The sequence below is a fragment of the Pseudomonas sp. yb_2 genome (genome assembly GCF_043103905.1).
Classification (GTDB): Bacteria; Pseudomonadota; Gammaproteobacteria; order Pseudomonadales; family Pseudomonadaceae; genus Aquipseudomonas; species Aquipseudomonas alloputida.
On record NZ_JBICKH010000028.1, the window covers coordinates 42,875 to 62,056 of the forward strand.

Below are 19,182 nucleotides of genomic sequence, written 5' to 3' on the forward strand. Positions count from 1 at the left end.
GTGTTGGCACGGCCGTACTGGCCGAAGCGTCGTATCGGAGAGGGATGCTAACGCATGGCGGCCCGTGGACCTAGAGCCGCAGGGGGACTTTGTTGGCCAAAATGAGGGGGTTAGGCCAAAAAGCTTCGCGGGTGAACCCGCTCCTACAAGGGCATGTGTATCCCTGGTAGGAGCGGGTTCACCCGCGAAGAGGCCCGGTCATGCGCCCCGTAGGGCGGGTTCATCGGGGCGCCGAACCGCCGCGAACAGGCCCGATCAAGCGCCGACGAGGCTCGGTTGGCCTGCGTTTTCAGGGTGCAACGGCAACAGCGGCGAATGCGGGTCATTGTTGATCGACGCACGCCACACATCGATCCATGCCGCATTGTGCTCGGCCCACACCTGCTCGTGCAGGCGGCTCAGTGCCACCGGGTCGCTGAGCAGAGCCAGGCGAGTATTGAGGTCCAGGCCTTTCGGCCCGACTTCAATCGCCTTGGCAACGCGCTCGGCACGCAACGCTTCGATCGGTGCCGCCTGGCCATGGCGGGCAGTGGCCATGGCACAGGCCAGGGCATTCTGCCGCGGGTCGACCACGGCCCGCACGAAGCCATCATGCAGGGCATGCCAGCGGTTTTCGTGGGTGTACTGGTCGGTAGCCAACAGCTCTTGTGGCGTGGCGTATTCCTCTGGGATAAGGAACAGCTTCTCGTCCTTGGCCGCCAGGCCCAGGCGGGTGCGGCTGGAAATCACCGATACCGGGATCGACAGCACCAGCGAACCGACGATAGGCGCCAGCCACCACAGGAAGCTCGGGTTCAACCACGCCACCAGTGCGGCCCAGGCAATGCCCAGCAGCGTCTGCGGGCCATGCCGGCGCACCGCTTCGCCCCACGGCGTGGAGTCGTCGTCACGCTGCGGCGAGTTCCAGGTCGCAGCCCAGCCGAGGAATGCGGCCAGCACGAAGCGGGTGTGGAAGATCATGCGTACCGGTGCCAGCAACATGGAGAACAGCATCTCCATCAGCATCGACAAGGTGACCTTGACGCGTCCACCGTACTCGACGGCGCCCTTGGCCCAGATCAGGATGACGCTGAGCAGCTTGGGCAGGAACAGCAGCACAATGGTGGTGGAGAACAGCGCCACAGCCTTCTCCGGGTGCCACTGCGGCCACAGCGGGTAAAGCTGGTACGGCTCGATGAAATACTGTGGCTCCATCAGCGTGTTGGTTGCCAGCAGCGCGGTCGACAGCACCAGGAACAGGAACCACAGCGGCGCCGACAGGTAAGACATCACCCCGGTAAGGAACACCGCACGGTGAACCGGGTGCATGCCCTTGACCAGGAACAGGCGGAAGTTCATCAGGTTGCCGTGGCACCAGCGGCGGTCGCGCTTGAGCTCGTCAAGCAGGTTTGGCGGCAGTTCTTCGTAGCTGCCCGGCAAGTCGTAGGCAATCCACACACCCCAGCCGGCACGGCGCATCAGCGCAGCTTCGACGAAGTCGTGGGAAAGGATGGCACCGGCGAACGCGCCTTTGCCCGGCAACGGCGCCAGGGCGCAGTGCTCGATGAACGGCTTCATGCGGATGATCGCGTTGTGGCCCCAGTAGTGCGACTCACCCAACTGCCAGAAGTGCAGACCGGCAGTGAACAGTGGGCCGTACACGCGGGTAGCGAACTGCTGCATGCGTGCATACAGGGTGTCCATGCCCGAGGCTTTCGGCCCGGTCTGGATGATGCCGGCGTCCGGGTTGGCCTCCATCAGGCGCACCAGGCTGCTCAGGCACTCGCCGCTCATGACGCTGTCGGCGTCGAGCACGACCATGTACTTGTACTCGCCACCCCAGCGACGGCAGAAGTCGTCGAGGTTACCGCTCTTGCGCTTCACACGGCGCCGACGGCGGCGGTAGAAGATGCGGCCAAAGCCTTTGGTTTCACGGCACACATCCAGCCAGGCCTGTTGCTCGGCCACGGCAATGTCGGTGTCGTTGGTGTCGCTGAGCACAAAGAAGTCGAACCGGTCGAGGTTGCCGCTGGCGGCCACCGACTCGAACGTTGCGCGCAGGCCGGCGAACACCCGCGGCACGTCTTCGTTGCAGATCGGCATCACCAGCGCGGTACGCGCCTCGGGCGCGATCGGCTCGTTGCCTGCGCTGCTACCGGAAATCTTGTATTTGTCACGCCCGGTGAGCAGCTCGAGGAAGCCCATCAGCGCGGTCCAGAAGCCCGCCGACACCCAGCAGAACAGGATGCCGAAGAGGATCAGGATGGAAGTTTGCAGGGCATACGGCCACACCTGCACCACCGTGTCCCACAGCGGCTGGTTGACGATTTCGTCAAAGTCCACGAACGACCAGCCCTGGTACGGCAGGATGCCTTTCATGTACCAGCCAGCGACGATGGTCTGGCCGATCATCAGCGCCAGCAGAATGTAACGGCGGATAGAGCCGACCGTGCGCCAGCGGGCCGGCGGCAGCTCGCGCTTGGGCGGCTGCGGGGCATTGGGGCGGCCGGTCATGCGTCGCCACATGCGGATCAGCACATTGGTGCGCCATGGCTCGGGCACGACCTTGGTGCGTTTGATCGGCGGGGCGATCTTCAGGCACAGGCGGCCGCTGCCGTCGACGCCGAGCATTTCGGCTTCTTCCAGCTCGGCGGCGCTGCCCACGGTCAGGCGCGGGCCCACCGAGGCCTGCACGGCCTCGGCAGAGCTGGCGGCCGGGTTGGCCGCCAAGCGTTGGTGTAGCTCACTGAACGAGGTGCAGCTGGCAAGCTCAGCCCGCTGCTCGTCGCTCAGTGGTAGGTGGGCCAGGTACTCGCCAAGCGATTCCGGCCTTGCGCTTGAGTTACTCATCGGCAGGCAACTGATAGCTCCAGGTCTCGGTCAGCACCTTCTCGGTGGTGGCCGGGGCCCCGTTGGTGGGCGCCGCATCGGCGGCAGGTTGTTCGGCCTTGGCAGATTGCTCAGCCTTGACGGCTTTCTCGGCCTTGGCATGCTTGGCTGCGGCCTTGTCCTGCTTGGCGTCCTGGGCAGGCTTGGCAGGCTCGACCGGTACATCACGCACCAGTGCGGCGCGCATTTCGGTCGACTTGTTGGCTTCCTTGACCTTCAGGCGCAGGGTCAGGCGCCAGCCCTTGGTCTCAGGGTTATAGCGCAGATTGTTCTCGACCACCTCGGCGTTGTCGCCCACGCTGATCTGGCTGCGCACGGCGGCGTCTTCCGGCAGGGCGGCAAGCGCCGGGCCGGCGAAGTCGACCAGGAATGCCACGCTGCCATCTGGCTGGCGGATCAGGTTGGACTGCTTGACGTCACCCGTGGAACGCAGGGTCTGCTTGACCCAGCCCAGATCAGGGGCCTGGAACTTCGGCTCGTCGATGGTCCAGTGCAGGCGGTAGGCGTACTCGAACGGCTTACCTGGCTCCGGCAGTTTCTCCGGGCTCCAGAAGGCCACGATATTGTCGTTGGTCTCGTCGGCGGTCGGGATTTCGACCAGGTCGACGCTACCCTTGCCCCAGTCACCCTTCGGCTCGATCCAGGCGCTTGGGCGCTTCTGGTAGTTGTCGTCGAGGTCTTCGTAGTCACTGAAGGCGCGCTGACGCTGCATCAGGCCGAAACCACGTGGGTTCTCGACGCTGAAGTTACTCACGGCCAGGTGTTTCGGGTTGTTCAGCGGGCGCCACAGCCACTCGCCGTTGCCGGCATGGATCGACAGGCCTTCGGAGTCGTGCAGGGCCGGGCGGTAGTTGAGCACCTTGGACGGCTGGTTGGGGCCGAACAGGTACATGCTGGTCAGCGGAGCAATGCCCAGGCGGCTGACATGATCACGCAGGAACACGCGGGACTGCACGTCGACCACGGTGTCGTTGCCTGGACGCAGGGTCAGCTTGTAGGCGCCGGTGGAGCGCGGCGAATCCAACAGCGCGTAGATCACCAGGTGCTTGTCGGCTGGCTTGGGCTTTTCAACCCAGAACTCGGTGAAGCGCGGGAATTCTTCGCCCGACGGCAGGGCGGTGTCGATGGCCAGGCCACGGGCAGACAGGCCGTACACGTGGCCCTTGCCGACTACGCGGAAATAGCTGGCGCCAAGCAGGGTCATGATCTCGTCCTGCTTGTCGGCCTTGTTGATCGGGTACAGCACGCGGAAACCGGCATAACCGAGGTTTTTCGTGGTTTCCGGGTCGTGCGGCACGTCACCGAACTCGAAGCGGTCCGGGTCGTACTTGATTTCCTCGACCTTGGTGGCGGTGACCTCGTTGATTTTCACCGGGGTGTCGAAGTGCATGCCCTGATGATAGAACGACAGCTTGAACGGGGTCTTGTCCTTGGCCCACTCGGCCTTTTCCTGCAGGAAACGGATTTTCTGGTAGTCCGCGAACTTCATGTCGCGGAACACGGCCGGCAGGTTGCTTTTTGGCGCTTCGTACTTCTGGCCGGCCAGATCCTTTGCCTTGGCAGCAACATCGTCAAGATTGAATGCCCACAGCTGGCCCGCGCTCATCAGGCCGACCAGAGCCACACTGGCCATCAGCGACTTGCGTAGCCCGACGCTGGGGATTCTTGATGCTTTTTGGGGACTAACAATCACGAGCAACCCTCGCCGAAAACAGATCATGAAACCAACGGCCAGCGACAAATGCCGGGTTGGCGAGCACTGTTCGGACCCCGAGAGGGCGTAATGATTCCCCAAACGGATCCAGACAATGCTCGAGTCAGAGTGAAACGGACCTACGAACGCAGGTCCATGCAGCGCGCGATTATCCAGCAGGTTGCGTGACAACGCATCAGGCTGGAGCAACTATTTATCGTACAAAACCCCTTGTTTTCCTGTGAACAACGGGTTTTTTGACCTCATATTTGTAACATAAATGTTACCGGGCCATCATTGACCAGGTGCACCTGCATATCCGCACCAAAACGGCCGCTGGCTACGTCGGCGTACTGAGCTTTTGCCTGTTGCAAAAGATAGTCGAACAACTCGGCGCCGAGGGCCGGTGGCGCTGCGGTCGAGAAGCTTGGACGCATGCCATTGCGGGTGTCGGCCGCCAAGGTGAACTGTGACACCAGTAGCAGGCCACCCCCGACATCCTTGAGCGACAGGTTCATCTTGCCCTGCTCGTCACTGAACACCCGGTAGTTCAGCAGCTTGTGCAACAGCTTATCGGCCTGTTCACGGGAATCTTCAGGCTCGACCGCGACCAGCACCAGCAACCCTTGGTCGATGGCGCCGACCACCTCCCCCGCCACTTCAACCCGCGCACCGCGCACGCGCTGCAGCAGGCCCCTCATGCTTCTTCCAGAGGCAAATCGAGCAGGCGCCGGGCCATCTGGTCGGCGGCACGCACCAAGGCATCGGTGATGCCAGGCTCGGAAGCCGCGTGACCGGCGTCACGGATCACTTTCAACTCACTGTTCGGCCAGGCCTGGTGCAACGCCCAGGCGTTGTCCAAGGGGCAGATCACATCGTAGCGACCATGCACGATCACCGCCGGCAGGTGGGCGATTTTGGGCAGATCGCGGATCAGCTGGTCCGGTTCGAGGAAGGCGTTGTTCATGAAGTAGTGGCATTCGATGCGGGCGATCGACAGCGCCCGCTGCGGTTCGGAAAAGCGGTCGACCACCAGCGGGTTGGGGCGCAGGGTGGCGGTACGGCCTTCCCAGGTGGACCACGCCTTGGCGGCGTGCATCTGGGCGATCTGGTCGTTACCGGTCAGGCGCTTGTGGAAGGCCCTGACCAGGTCGCCGCGTTCCTCCGGTGGAATCGGTGCGATGTAGTCCTGCCAGTAGTCGGGGAACAGGCGGCTGGCGCCTTCCTGGTAGAACCACTCGATTTCCTGCGGCCGGCACAGGAAGATGCCGCGCAGGATCAGGCCGTGCACGCGTTCGGGGTGAGCCTGAGCGTAGGCCAGGGCCAGGGTCGAGCCCCAAGAACCACCGAACAGCACCCACTTGTCTATGCCAAGGTGTTCGCGAATGCGCTCCAGGTCTTCGACCAGGTGCCAGGTGGTGTTGTTCTCCAGGCTCGCATGAGGCGTGGAGCGGCCACAGCCGCGCTGGTCGAAGGTGATGATGCGGTACAGGTTGGGATCAAAGTAGCAGCGGCTCTGGGCGTCGCAGCCAGCACCGGGGCCTCCGTGGATGAACACCACGGGCAGACCTTCCGGCGAGCCGCTTTCGTCGACATAAAGCACATGCGGCGCTTCCACGGCCAGATCGTGCCTGGCGTAGGGTTTGATCTGCGGGTAGAGGGTCTGCATTGCGCACTCCGTGTGAGGATTATTCGGCCGTGGGCCATCATAAACCTGAATTGCGCTTTCAGCACCGTCCTTGCTGACGCGTTCGAACGGCGCGAATTGACCCTTGCGCAGAATTCCGGCAACTGCCTCCCACGGTGCCTGGCGACGCCGATAGCGTCGCCGCCTCCACTCAACGCTTGTAACGCTCGTCGCCCCAGGCCAGCAGCGCTTGCAGTAGCTGCCTCAATACCGCTTGCGTCGGTTGCGCCAAGTCTTCCCGGTAGGCAAAAGGCTCGACTTCCTCCATATAGGTGCTTTGCGCCAGCTCCAGTTGCACAGCATGGATATGGTTGGCCGGGTCGCCATAATGCCGGGTGATGTGACCGCCTTTGAACCGACCATTAAGCACATGGTTGTAACCTTGCACCTTGGCGCACACACCCTGCAGCCGATCAGCCAGTGCAGGATCGCAACTGGCGCCGTTGAAAGTACCCAGGTTGAAGTCCGGTAACTTGCCGTCGAACAGGTGCGGGATCAGCGAACGGATCGAATGGGCATCCCACAGCAGCGCATAGCCAAACTGCTCACGCAAGCGATCCAGTTCACGACGAATAGTCGTGTGATAAGGGCGCCAGATTTGCTCCAGGTAGCGTTTGCGCTCTTCGCCAGACGGCGCCAGCCCGTCTTTGAAGAGGGGTTCGCCGCCGAACAAGGTCGCCGGGTACAAGCCCGTGGTGGCGCCGACGTACAGCGGCTTGTCGTCCTCCGGACGGTTCAGGTCGATGACGAAGCGTGAGTACTCTGCGGCCACCACGCTGGCGCCCATGTCACGGGCAAAGTCGTACAACTGCGGGATGTGCCAGTCGGTGTCCGGCAAGCTTTGCGCCTGGTCGACCAGGCCGTCGCGCACGGCGTCGGTCAGACGCAAGCCAGCGTGCGGCATGCTGATCAGCAGCGGCAGGCGACCTTGGTGAAAACTCAATACCTTGTCCATCGTGCCTCGCTCAGTTGGAGATTTCGTGGCCCATGCGCACTACACGCTTGGGCAGGTCGCCACCCAGCCAGTAGGCCAGGTCGGCGGGGCGTTCGATTTGCCAGGCAACGAAGTCAGCCACCTTGCCCACTTGCAGCGAACCGTGGCTGTCACCCAAGCCCAGCGCCGTGGCAGCGTGCACCGTAACGCCTGCCAGGGCCTCTTCCGGCGTCATGCGGAAGCAGGTGCAGCCCATGTTCAGCATCAACCGCAGCGACAACCCTGGCGAGGTGCCGGGGTTGAGGTCGCTGGCCAGGGCAATCTTTACCCCGTGGCGGCGCAATGCATCCATTGGCGGCAGCTGGGTTTCACGCAGGAAGTAGAAAGCACCCGGTAGCAGCACGGCGACCGTGCCGGCGCTTGCCATGGCCACGGCGTCTTCCTCTGTCATGAACTCCAGATGGTCAGCCGACAGTGCCTGGTAACGCGCGGCCAGGCTTGAGCCGTGCAACGATGACAGTTGTTCGGCATGCAGCTTGACCGGCAGGCCCAGTTCGCGCGCCTTGATGAACAGCCGCTCGACCTGGGCCGGCGAGAACGCGAGGTGTTCGCAGAAGGCATCCACCGCATCCACCAGGCCTTCGCCGGCCAAGGCCGGCAACATCTCGTCACAGATGTGCGCGATGTAGTCGTCGGCCCGACCCGCGTACTCCGGGGGCAAAGCGTGCGCCGCCAGGCACGTGGCACGCACCGTCAGCGGCAGCTCGTCGGCCAGGCGGCGGGCCACTCGCAGCATCTTGCGCTCGTTGGCCAGGTCCAGGCCGTAGCCGGACTTGATCTCGAGGGTGGTCACGCCATCGCGCATCAGTGCCTGAACGCGCTGGTGAGCACTGGCGAACAACTCGTCTTCGCTGGCCGCACGGGTAGCCCGCACAGTGCTGGCGATACCGCCACCCTGTGCGGCGATTTCGGCATAGCTCACGCCCTGCAGGCGTTGCTCGAACTCGCCGCTGCGGTTGCCGCCGAACACCGCATGGGTGTGGCAGTCGATCAGCCCGGGAGTGACCCAGGCACCACCCAGGTCAACCGTGCGGTCAGCTTCGACGGGCGCCAGCTCGGCGCGCGGGCCTATCCACTCGATCAGCCCGGCGCTGGTGACGATCGCCGCATCCTCGATGGCCGAGTAGCGGCCATCGGCCATGGTTGCAACATGGCAATGCTGCCAGAGGGTTCTCATGCACAATCTCCTTTGCTAGCGGTGCAGCTCGGCCGGCTCCGCTACCGGCTGGCCCTGCCCTGCGCGCGGCTTGCACCACAGCAGGTAGGACGCCACCAGGAATACCACCCAGATCACGCCGACGATCAATGCCGCCTGGGTGTCCGGGAAGTAACCGAGCACGCCAAAGATGAACACCATGAACGCAATGGCCATGGCCGGGCCGTATGGCCAGAACGGTACCGGAAACTTGAGCTGGGCCACTTGCTCGCGGCTCATGCTGCGGCGCATGGCTACCTGGGTGAGCAGGATCATCAGCCACACCCACACCGTGGCGAAGGTGGCGATCGAGGCAATCAGCAGGAACACATTTTCCGGGATCAGGTAGTTGAGCAATACGCCGATCAGCAGCGCAGCCCCCATCACCACGACGGTCATCCACGGTACGCCATGTTTCGACAACTTGCTGAAACCGCGCGGGGCGTGGCCTTGCTGGGCCAGGCCATACATCATGCGGCCAGCGCCAAAGATGTCGCTGTTGATGGCGGAGATGGCAGCGGAAATCACCACGACGTTCAGCACGGCAGCGGCAGAGCCAATGCCCAGGTTGCTGAAGATCTGCACGAACGGGCTGCCCTGGCTGCCGATCTGCGGCCATGGGTACAGGCACATCAGCACGAACAGGGTGAGCACGTAGAACAGCAGGATACGCAGTGGCACCGCGTTGATCGCTTTGGGAATGACGCGCTGCGGGTCTTTTGCCTCGCCGGCGGTGACGCCGATGATCTCGATACCGCCGAAGGCGAACATCACCACGGCAAACGACGCAATCAAGCCCCCCACGCCGTTAGGCATGAAGCCGCCGTGGTCGAACAGGTTGCTCATGCCCACGGCATGCCCGGTACCCACCTGGCTGAAACCGAAAGCCATGATGCCGAGGCCGGCCAGGATCATCGCCACGATGGCGCCGACCTTGAGCAGCGACAGCCAGAATTCCATTTCGCCGAATACCTTGACGTTGCACAGGTTGAGGCCGCCGATCAGGAAAACGATGCCCAGCACCCAGATCCAGCGGGCTACCTCCGGGAACCAGAAGCCCATGTAGATACCGAACGCGGTGACGTCGGCGATGGCGACGATGACCATCTCGAAAGCGTAGGTCCAGCCAAGGATGAAGCCGGCCATTGGGCCGAGGTAGGTGGTGGCGTAGTGGCCGAAGGAGCCGGCCACCGGGTTGTGCACGGCCATTTCGCCAAGGGCGCGCATGACCATGAACACTGCAGCGCCGCCGATCAGGTAGGCCAGCAGAACGGCCGGGCCTGCCATCTGGATGGCCGAGGCAGAGCCGTAGAAAAGGCCGGTGCCGATGGCGGAGCCGAGGGCCATGAAACGGATGTGGCGGGCACTTAGCCCGCGCTTGAGACCTTGAGCTTGTTGCATGTCACGTCCTTGAATTGTTTTTGTGGTCGTGAGATTCAGGGGGCTGCTGCGCAGCCCCTTCGCGGGCACGCCCGCTCCCACAGGGGATGGTGTTTTGCACCTACTTCTGTGGGAGCGGGCGCGCCCGCGAAGGGCCGCCCAGCGGCCCCAGGGGCGTTACAGGCTTGGCAGTACACCCGCCGGCAGCAAGCCGGTCAGACTACCCTTGGCCAACAGGTCCACGGCCTTTTCGATATCCGGCGCGAAGAAACGGTCACGGTCGTAGTGCGGCACCTCACTGCGCAGCGCCTGGCGCGCCTGCTCCAGCTTGGCCGAAGTCTTCAGGCCTTTGCGCAGGTCCAGGCCCTGGCACGCGCCCAGCCATTCGATGGCCAGCACGCCACGGGTGTTTTCGGCCATTTCCCACAGGCGCTTGCCGGCGGCCGGGGCCATCGACACGTGGTCCTCCTGGTTGGCCGAAGTTGGCAGGCTGTCGACGCTGTGCGGGTGCGACAAAGCCTTGTTCTCGCTGGCCAGGGCGGCAGCGGTGACCTGGGCGATCATGAAGCCGGAGTTGACCCCACCGTTTTCCACCAGGAACGGCGGCAGCTGGGACATGTGCTTGTCCATCATCAGCGAGATGCGGCGCTCGCTGAGCGAGCCGATTTCAGCGATGGCCAGGGCCAGGTTGTCAGCCGCCATGGCCACCGGTTCGGCGTGGAAGTTGCCGCCGGAGATCACATCACCTTCGGCAGCGAACACCAGCGGGTTGTCCGACACAGCGTTGGCTTCGATGCCCAGTACCTCGGCGGCCTGACGCAGCTGGGTCAGGCAGGCACCCATGACCTGCGGCTGGCAGCGCAGCGAGTACGGGTCCTGGACCTTGTCGCAGTTCTTGTGCGACAGCGACACTTCGCTGGAGTCGCCCAGCAGGTCGCGGAAGCAGGCCGCGGTGTCGATCTGGCCGCGTTGGCCACGCACTTCGTGGACACGCGCATCGAAGGGCGAGCGCGAGCCCAATGCGGCTTCGACGCTCAGGCCGCCGCAGGCGATGGCCGCGGCATACAGGTCTTCGGCCTGGAACAGGCCACGCAAGGCATAGGCGGTGGAGGCCTGGGTACCGTTGAGCAGGGCCAGGCCCTCTTTGGCGGCCAGGGTCAGCGGTTCGAGGCCGGCAATCGCCAAGGCTTCGGTGGCCGGCAGCCACTGGCCCTTGTAGCGGGCCTTGCCTTCGCCCAGCAGCACCAGCGACATATGCGCTAGCGGGGCAAGGTCACCGGATGCGCCTACCGAGCCTTTCAGCGGGATGTGCGGGTAGACTTCGGCGTTGACCAGGGCAATAAGCGCGTCGATGACTTTGCGGCGGATGCCGGAGAAGCCACGGCTGAGGCTGTTGATCTTCAGTACCATGATCAACCGCACCAGGTCGTCATCCAGCGGCGCGCCGATACCGGCGGCGTGGGACAGCACCAGCGAGCGCTGCAGGTTCTCCAGGTCATGGCTGGCGATGCGGGTCGAGGCCAGCAGGCCGAAACCGGTGTTGATGCCGTAGGCAGTACGGTCTTCGGCAATGATCTGCTCGACACAGGCGACGCTGGCGTCGATGGCCGGTGCGGCGCTGGCATCCAGTTGCAGGCGCACGGGCGCGGCATGGATCGCGCGCAGCTGGGCCAGGGTCAGGGTGCCAGGCTTGAGGGTGAGTTCGGTCACGTTACTACTCCAAATCGCGTGGAGCCGCAGGCCCGCTTGTGGGTGCCTGCGCGCTCCTTCTTGTTGTTCAGTATCACCCCTTGCAGGGTGCGATCCAAAGCGTGGTGATCAGCCGGTGATCATCGGCAGGTCCAGGCCCTGCTCCTTGGCGCAGTCGATGGCGATTTCATAACCGGCATCGGCGTGACGCATGACGCCAGTCCCTGGGTCGTTGGTCAGTACCCGGGCGATGCGCTCGGCGGCCTCATCGGTACCGTCGCAGACGATGACCATGCCCGAGTGCTGCGAGAAGCCCATGCCCACGCCACCGCCATGGTGCAGCGAGACCCAGGTGGCGCCGCCTGCGGTGTTCAGCAGGGCGTTGAGCAGCGGCCAGTCGGAAACAGCGTCCGAACCATCACGCATGGCCTCGGTTTCGCGGTTCGGGCTGGATACCGAGCCGGAGTCGAGGTGGTCACGGCCGATCACCACTGGTGCCGACAGCTCGCCGCTGCGGACCATTTCGTTGAAAGCCAGGCCCAGCTTGGCGCGAAGGCCCAGCCCCACCCAGCAGATACGTGCCGGCAGGCCCTGGAAGCTGATGCGCTCGCGGGCCATGTCCAGCCAGCGGTGCAGGTGGGCGTCGTCGGGGATCAGTTCCTTGACCTTGGCGTCGGTCTTGTAGATGTCCTCGGCTTCACCGGACAGCGCCGCCCAGCGGAACGGGCCGACGCCGCGGCAGAACAGTGGGCGGATGTAGGCCGGGACGAAGCCTGGGAAGTCGAAGGCATTGGCCACGCCCTCCTCCTTGGCCATCTGGCGGATGTTGTTGCCGTAATCGAAGGTCGGGATGCCCTGCTTCTGGAAGTCCAGCATGGCCTGCACGTGCACGGCCATCGACTGCTTGGCGGCCTTGACCACTGCAGCCGGTTCGGTCTGCGCACGGTCGCGGTACTGTTCCCAGGTCCAGCCGGCTGGCAGGTAGCCGTTCAGTGGGTCGTGGGCGCTGGTCTGGTCGGTGACCATGTCCGGGCGCACGCCACGTTTGACCAGCTCTGGGAGGATTTCGGCGGCGTTGCCGTGCAGGGCGATGGAGATGGCCTTGCCTTCGGCGGTGTACTTGGCGATGCGTGCGAGGGCGTCGTCGAGGTCAGTGGCCTGCTCGTCGACATAGCGGGTTTCCAGGCGGAAGTCGATACGGCTCTGCTGGCATTCGATGTTCAGCGAGCAAGCCCCAGCCAGGGTCGCGGCCAGTGGCTGGGCGCCGCCCATGCCGCCCAGGCCAGCGGTGAGTACCCACTTGCCTTTCAGGCTGCCGCCGTAGTGCTGGCGACCGGCTTCGACGAAGGTTTCATAGGTGCCCTGGACGATGCCCTGGCTGCCGATGTAGATCCAGCTGCCGGCGGTCATCTGGCCGTACATGGCCAGGCCCTTGGCGTCCAGTTCGTTGAAGTGTTCCCAGTTGGCCCAGTGTGGCACCAGGTTGGAGTTGGCAATCAGCACGCGCGGTGCGTTGCTGTGGGTCTTGAACACACCGACCGGCTTGCCCGACTGCACCAGCAGGGTTTCGTCGTCTTCCAGGCGGGTCAGGGTTTCGACGATCTTGTCGTAGCAGGCCCAGTTGCGCGCGGCGCGGCCGATACCGCCGTATACCACCAGCTCTTTCGGGTTTTCCGCGACCTGTGGATCGAGGTTGTTCATCAGCATGCGCAGTGGCGCTTCGGTCAGCCAGCTTTTGGCGGTCAGCTTGTTGCCACGTGGGGCACGGATTTCAACGTCACGGTATTTGTTGTTGTCGGTCACGGGAAAGGTCCTCTGCGGTCGTCCGCGGGCGGGTATGTCGTGGTCAATATACAAACACACCTTTACTTGTATGTACAAGCATGGACAACCAAAATAATCGGACCTTACCGTTCCTGGCTTGAGATTTATGTTGGGGTATAGATCGAGCGCCGCGCGGGCGGCGCTCGATCTCACAGGCGCCAAAAATCTACAGCCGAACTTTCAGCGCCCATCAAGTTCGATCAGGCAGCACCGCCCCTGCACAACCAGCCCCAGCAATTCATCATTGCCTTCCAGCCGCAAGCAGTCGAACAACCCCAACCGCTGCGTCTCGCGCCCGGAAATAGTGACTTCGACCAGGCTGCTGGCAGCAAACAACAACACCGTCGACGCCGAGCTGTACACCCGGCTGGTGCCATCCAGCCACTGCAGCCGCGCCCGATATCGCTGCGGTGCATAGATCAGGTTGAAATCGCGGATCGCCCCGCCCAGCAACTTGCAGCTGACCTGGCTCTCGCCGCTGAACGCAAACGCATCGAACGCCAGCAATGGCCGACTGGCCTGGCCATCGACCAGCAGGCGCATGCCGTCGCCCTGCAGCACGGTGATGATCCGCTGGTAGCCGGCAAAGGTGGAAAACCCGCCCGACTCTTCGATGTCGGCAATCGACAGACGCCAACCAAAACCGTCCAGACCCTCGCCACTGTCGCGGGTGATCTCTTCGGTGAAACCACCACCGTTCTTCCAAGGCATGCGCGGGTAATCGTGCGCACGCAACAACTGCAGCTGACTCATTTGCTGAAACGTCCTTCCAGGCGATGACGGGAACCGGGGTGGATCAGCCGTGCAGCGGTCACCGGCTGGCGGCCGGACCAGGTGCGACGACGAATCAGCAGGCAAGGCTCGCCCCGGTCGATCTGCAACAGGGTGCATTCTTCCGGCTCGGCCAGGATTGCCTCGACCACATGCTCGCCCTCCGTCAGCGGCGCCACCTGGGACAGGTAGGCGTAAGGCGTCTGCCGGGTGAAGTCCTGCTTGAGGTAATCGGGCGCAATGGCCGCGTTGACGTAACGGTCCTCGATCTGCACTGGCACGCCGTTCTCGAAATGCACGATCAACGAATGGAACACGCGCTGACCTTCACGCATGTCCAGCGCCAGCGCCCGTTCGGAGCCGGCCGCTTCTTCGGCAAGCGTGATCACCTGGCAGCTATGCTGGTGTCCGCGCGCGGCAATTTCGTCGGCAATGTTGTTGACCTCGAACAGCGCCGAACGGCCCTTGGGCTCGGCCACGAAGGTGCCGACCCCTTGCATGCGCACCAGCAGGCCTTCTGCGGTGAGTTCACGCAGGGCGCGGTTGATGGTCATGCGGCTGAAGCCCAGCTCGTTGACCAGCTCGCTCTCGGAGGGTACCCGGTGATGCGGTGGCCAGCTGCCGTTGTCGATCTGCTGGATGATCATCTGTTTGACCCGGGCGTAGAGCGGCGCCGGGCCCTCGCCCATCTGGGCAACCAGCACGGAGACAGGAGGTGTCGGCACGGCGATGGATCCTTGTGCAAATGAAATGAGCGGTAGCTTGCCGCAGTTTACCCGGCAGGCAAACGCCTGTATATGTATATACAAGTTAACAATAACAGGATTCCACCGATGTCAGCCTACTTCGCCGAACGCGCCCTGCTACCTACGGGTTGGGCCAGCCATGTGCGTATCGAGGTCGCCAGCGATGGCCGTGTGGCCAGCATCGAGCCTGGCGCTTCGGCCGAAGACGCCGAGCGCCTGGCCGGCCCGCTGCTGCCCGGCATGCCCAACCTGCACTCGCATGCCTTCCAGCGCGCCATGGCAGGCCTGGCGGAAGTCGCCGGCAACCCCAACGACAGTTTCTGGACCTGGCGAGACCTGATGTACCGCCTGGTCGGGCAGATCAGCCCAGAGCAGCTTCAGGTCATCGCCCGCCAGCTGTACATCGAGATGCTCAAGGGCGGCTACACCTCAGTGGCCGAATTCCATTACGTGCACCACGACCAGGCCGGCAAGCCCTACGCCGACCCGGCCGAGCTGTCGCGACGCATTAGCGCGGCTGCAGCCGACAGCGGCATCGGCCTGACCTTGCTACCGGTGCTGTACAGCCATGCAGGCTTTGGCGGCCAGGCGCCGAACGACGGGCAGCGGCGCTTCATCAACTCCACTGAACAGTACCTGCAACTGCAAGCGCAACTCTTCCCGTTGCTGGCCGCGCAACCCGCGCAGCACCTGGGCCTGTGCTTCCACTCGCTGCGGGCGGTGAGGCCTGGGCAGATCGCCGAAGTGCTGGCGGCCAGCGACAGGCAGTGCCCGGTGCATATCCACATCGCCGAACAGCAGAAGGAAGTCGACGACTGCCTGGCCTGGAGCGGCCTGCGCCCGCTGCAGTGGCTGTACGAGCACGTGGACGTGGACCGCCGCTGGTGCCTGGTACACGCTACCCATGCCGAACCGGACGAAGTGACTGCCATGGCCCGCAGCGGCGCGGTCGCCGGGTTGTGCCTGACCACCGAAGCCAACCTGGGCGATGGGATCTTCCCGGCAGTGGATTTCCTGGCACAGGGCGGGCGCATGGGCATTGGTTCGGACAGCCATGTGTCGTTAAGCGTGGTGGAGGAGCTGCGCTGGCTGGAATATGGCCAGCGCCTGCGGGACCAGCGACGCAACCGCCTGTATCGCGGCGACCAGCCGATGGTCGGGCGCACGCTGTATGACGCGGCGCTGAGCGGTGGTGCGCAGGCGCTGGGGCAGGCGATCGGCGAGTTGGCGGTGGGCAAGCGCGCCGACTGGCTGGTGCTCGATGGGCAGGACCCCTACATCGCCATGGCGGAGGGTGATGCCATTCTCAACCGTTGGCTGTTTGCCGGTGGCGATCGCCAGGTGCGCGATGTGATGGTGAATGGGCAATGGGTGGTGCGCCAGGGGCGGCATGCCCAGGAAGAAGAAAGCGGGCGGGCGTTTGCCAAGGTGTTGCGCCAGCTTTTGGGCTGAGCGTACCGGGGCTGCGTTGCAGCCCTTCGCGTGCAAGCCCGCGAAGGGTTGCAACGCAACCCCAAAAAACTCAGTGCATTTTTACTATTTGCTGATCGGACGCCCGCCAGATCAAGCGGCTGGTGTCATACCCCTGCTGCCGCGCCCTGGACAGCAGGTTCTCACGCTCCCAGGCCGGCAGTGTCGGTGTGCGCGACAGAATCCAAAGGTACTTGCGGTCCGGGCTGCCGACGATGGCCGTGCGGTAGTGGTCGTCCACATAAAGAATCCAGTACTCACCCCGCGCCACGCCTGGCACCAGCCTGGTGAACCAGTTATCGAACTCGACCCACAGCTTGTCGGTGTGCCCCGGCTCCTGGATATTCGCATGCCCTTCGGCGCGAAGCCATTCATCACCCATGGTGCGGCAGCGGTTGAGCACGCCATAACTGCCATCAGGCCTGAGGTTGTAATGGGCCTCGGACTGCTCGCAGCCTTCCTGGAAGCGCATGGGCAGGCGCGCCAGCTCGTACCATTTGCCCTGGTAGCGCTTGAGGTCGACATGGCCGGCGGTTTTCGGCGCCAGCGGGTCGTGCACGGAACCTGCACAACCGCCCAGCAGCAACGCCAGGCATACCCCCATCAGCAGGTACGCACGCCTCATTTGAGGCCCTGCCCGGAATACATCAGCACCTTGTCAGCTGCGTACTGCACGCTGATGAAGCTCTTCTCGTCCCCCCAGGTGCAGCTGCTCATGCCCAACGCGCCAGAACACTCGGTCGGCGTGCCGAGCAACTGCTCGACCTCGGCCTTGTTCATACCGGCCTTGATCTTGGAATAGTTTTCCTGATTGATCTTGCTGCAGGCAGTCAGCACGACGCACAGCGACAACAGGGCGAGGGAACGCAACGACATGAAGGGACACTCCTGAAAGATGATACAGGCGAGTGGCCTGCAGTGACCTTCGACGTGAAAATCCCTCCCAGGTTCCCTGCCCCACCCCCTATGTCCCTACACCATTGGTCGGATGGCCACTACTGTGCGATTAATCACAAAGCATTAATCATGCGCCCAATAAAAAAGGCCGCCCCCAATGGGAGCGGCCTTGCGTCGCGATGCCTGCACAGCAGGCCCCTTGGGCCTCAGAACCGGGACCCAGGCTCCAGCAAAAAGTCCATCTCTTCGCTGGTGCTCGGCCGCTCCAGCACCAGGTTGCGGTGCGGGAAGCGCCCGAAGCGGGCAATTACCCGCTGGTGCTGCTCGGCATAGTCGAGGAAGCCTTCGAACAGCCGGCGGTTGGCCTCGGGCTGTTCGTCCAGCAGCATTCGATAACGCTCCACGCACAGGTTCTGCCAGTCCAGCACTTCGGCATGCTCCAGTACCAGCAGCACGAACACGCGCTGGATCGGCAGCAGCTGGTAGTCCCAGCCCTTCTGCAGGCCCTGCATGGCGACTACCTGGGCACGCCGGTCGCCGTCGAAGGCACGCGGCGTGTCGCGGTAGATCATGCGTGGCAGCTGGTCGAGCAAAATCAGCAGGCCCAGCCAGCCCTGCGGGGTTTGCTGCCACTCTTCGAGCCCACCCGCCAGAGCGTGCTCGACCAGGTCGCCAAACAGCGCATGGGCGTCGGCATCGTAATGCTTGCCGAACCACAGCGTGCTCTTCTCGTCAGCCACGGCCTGGGCACTGGTGCCCCAACCGAACCACCATTCCAGCAACGGCTGCCAAGGTGCGAGCATGACTTACTCCTTGTGGTAAGCGGTGACGCGCTCGACCTCTTCCTTCGAGCCGAGAATCACCGACACGCGCTGGTGCAGGCTTTCTGGCTTGATGTCGAGGATGCGATCGTAACCGTTGGTGGAAGCGCCACCGGCCTGTTCGATGATGAACGACATCGGGTTGGCTTCGTACATCAGGCGCAGCTTGCCCGGCTTGCTTGGTTCGCGGGCGTCACGTGGGTACATGAACAGGCCGCCACGGGTCAGGATGCGGTGCACGTCGGCCACCATCGAGGCGATCCAGCGCATGTTGTAGTTCTTCTTCAGCGGGCCGGTCTCGCCTGCCAGCAGTTCGCCCACATAGCGCTGTACCGGGGCTTCCCAGTGACGCTGGTTGGACATGTTGATGGCGAACTCGGCGGTGGTCTCCGGTACGCGGATGTTTTCGTGGGTCAGCACGAAGCTGCCCAGTTCGCGATCCAGGGTGAAGCCCTTGACGCCGTTGCCCAGGGTCAGGATCAGCATGGTCTGCGGGCCGTAGATGGCATAACCGGCAGCAACCTGCTCGGTACCTGGCTGCAGGAACGCTTCTTCGTTGAGGCTTTCGTTCTGGCTCAGGTACTGGTTAGGGCAACGCAGAACCGAGAAGATGGTACCGACCGACACGTTGACGTCGATGTTCGACGAACCGTCCAGCGGGTCGAAGACCAGCAGGTAGGCGCCTTTCGGGTACCTGCCCGGGATCTGGTACGCGTTGTCCATTTCTTCGGAAGCCATGCCAGCCAGGTGACCGCCCCACTCGTTGGCTTCCAGCAGGATATCGTTGGAAATCACGTCCAGTTTCTTCTGGACCTCGCCCTGCACGTTTTCAGTGCCCATGCTGCCCAGCACACCACCGAGGGCGCCTTTGGACACGTGGTGGCTGATTTCCTTGCACGCACGCGCTACCACTTCGATCAGGAAGCGCAGATCGGCAGGGGTATTGTTGCTGCGGGTCTGCTCAATCAGATAGCGACTCAGGGTAACGCGGGACATGTATGGCTCCGAACGGATTGGGGGGATGAAAAACCCACGCAGTTTACAGGGAGAGTGACGGGCTAGCGAGTGATGAGACTCGCCACGGCTCTCAGACGGCACAATAGGTCGGTAGTTCAGCCTTCGCCAGGCCGGTGGTCTGGTTGTGTGT

General features: G+C 63.5%; 16 protein-coding genes. 1 reads left to right on the top strand and 15 read right to left on the bottom strand.

Going from position 1 to position 19,182, the window contains the following annotated elements; all coding sequences use genetic code 11:
- Positions 1-255: 255 nt before the first annotated feature.
- From mdoH to hutC, 11 genes are all read right to left on the bottom strand, one after another.
- Entirely contained in the window at positions 256-2,829 is a 2,574-nt protein-coding gene (gene mdoH / locus ACF8FB_RS06415) for a glucans biosynthesis glucosyltransferase MdoH (protein WP_010955584.1), read from the bottom strand.
- Positions 2,822-4,561 carry a glucan biosynthesis protein G gene (locus ACF8FB_RS06420; protein WP_392511131.1) on the bottom strand — a complete coding sequence of 580 codons (1,740 nt, stop codon included), beginning with the start codon at positions 4,559-4,561 and terminating at the stop codon, positions 2,822-2,824. Before ACF8FB_RS06420 ends, mdoH begins: the two co-directional genes overlap by 8 nt.
- Positions 4,562-4,824: 263 nt before the next feature.
- On the bottom strand, positions 4,825-5,262 hold the full coding sequence (gene dtd, locus ACF8FB_RS06425) for a D-aminoacyl-tRNA deacylase (RefSeq protein ID WP_003249262.1): 438 nt from the start codon (positions 5,260-5,262) through the stop codon (positions 4,825-4,827).
- Entirely contained in the window at positions 5,259-6,230 is a 972-nt protein-coding gene (gene pip, locus ACF8FB_RS06430; RefSeq protein ID WP_003249260.1) for a prolyl aminopeptidase, read from the bottom strand. The genes dtd and pip overlap by 4 nt, the downstream gene beginning before the upstream one ends.
- A gap of 169 nt (positions 6,231-6,399) precedes the next feature.
- Positions 6,400-7,203 (bottom strand): N-formylglutamate deformylase, encoded by an 804-nt coding sequence (hutG, locus tag ACF8FB_RS06435; RefSeq protein WP_010955586.1) that lies wholly within the window; start codon positions 7,201-7,203, stop codon positions 6,400-6,402.
- Positions 7,204-7,213: 10 nt separating this feature from the next.
- Positions 7,214-8,419: an imidazolonepropionase gene (gene hutI, locus ACF8FB_RS06440; RefSeq protein ID WP_010955587.1), complete on the bottom strand. Its 1,206-nt coding sequence runs from the start codon at positions 8,417-8,419 to the stop codon at positions 7,214-7,216.
- A gap of 15 nt (positions 8,420-8,434) precedes the next feature.
- On the bottom strand, positions 8,435-9,838 hold the full coding sequence (locus ACF8FB_RS06445) for an amino acid permease (protein ID WP_010955588.1): 1,404 nt from the start codon (positions 9,836-9,838) through the stop codon (positions 8,435-8,437).
- Between the two features lie 156 nt (positions 9,839-9,994).
- Positions 9,995-11,527 carry a histidine ammonia-lyase gene (hutH, locus tag ACF8FB_RS06450; protein ID WP_010955589.1) on the bottom strand — a complete coding sequence of 511 codons (1,533 nt, stop codon included), beginning with the start codon at positions 11,525-11,527 and terminating at the stop codon, positions 9,995-9,997.
- Positions 11,528-11,635: 108 nt separating this feature from the next.
- Positions 11,636-13,309, bottom strand: coding sequence for a urocanate hydratase (hutU, locus tag ACF8FB_RS06455; protein WP_014592682.1), 1,674 nt, complete (start codon positions 13,307-13,309; stop codon positions 11,636-11,638).
- Positions 13,310-13,510: 201 nt separating this feature from the next.
- Positions 13,511-14,083 carry a HutD family protein gene (locus ACF8FB_RS06460; protein ID WP_010955590.1) on the bottom strand — a complete coding sequence of 191 codons (573 nt, stop codon included), beginning with the start codon at positions 14,081-14,083 and terminating at the stop codon, positions 13,511-13,513.
- On the bottom strand, positions 14,080-14,790 hold the full coding sequence (gene hutC, locus ACF8FB_RS06465) for a histidine utilization repressor (RefSeq protein ID WP_172830964.1): 711 nt from the start codon (positions 14,788-14,790) through the stop codon (positions 14,080-14,082). Before hutC ends, ACF8FB_RS06460 begins: the two co-directional genes overlap by 4 nt.
- A 144-nt stretch (positions 14,791-14,934) precedes the next feature.
- Between hutC and ACF8FB_RS06470 the strand changes: the two genes are divergently transcribed.
- On the top strand, positions 14,935-16,299 hold the full coding sequence (locus ACF8FB_RS06470; RefSeq protein WP_392511132.1) for a formimidoylglutamate deiminase: 1,365 nt from the start codon (positions 14,935-14,937) through the stop codon (positions 16,297-16,299).
- A 70-nt stretch (positions 16,300-16,369) separates the two neighbouring features.
- Here ACF8FB_RS06470 and ACF8FB_RS06475 read toward each other — a convergent pair whose 3' ends face one another.
- From ACF8FB_RS06475 to ACF8FB_RS06490, 4 genes are all read right to left on the bottom strand, one after another.
- Entirely contained in the window at positions 16,370-16,942 is a 573-nt protein-coding gene (locus ACF8FB_RS06475; RefSeq protein WP_004576931.1) for a lipocalin family protein, read from the bottom strand.
- Complete coding sequence (bamE, locus tag ACF8FB_RS06480; RefSeq protein WP_003249234.1) at positions 16,939-17,193, bottom strand: outer membrane protein assembly factor BamE; 255 nt, start codon at positions 17,191-17,193, stop codon at positions 16,939-16,941. The genes ACF8FB_RS06475 and bamE overlap by 4 nt, the downstream gene beginning before the upstream one ends.
- A 227-nt stretch (positions 17,194-17,420) precedes the next feature.
- A complete protein-coding gene (locus ACF8FB_RS06485; RefSeq protein ID WP_104886960.1) occupies positions 17,421-18,017 on the bottom strand; it encodes a DUF924 family protein in 597 nt (198 codons plus the stop codon).
- A 3-nt stretch (positions 18,018-18,020) separates the two neighbouring features.
- Positions 18,021-19,031 (bottom strand): class 1 fructose-bisphosphatase, encoded by a 1,011-nt coding sequence (locus ACF8FB_RS06490; RefSeq protein ID WP_010955595.1) that lies wholly within the window; start codon positions 19,029-19,031, stop codon positions 18,021-18,023.
- Positions 19,032-19,182: the final 151 nt, after the last annotated feature.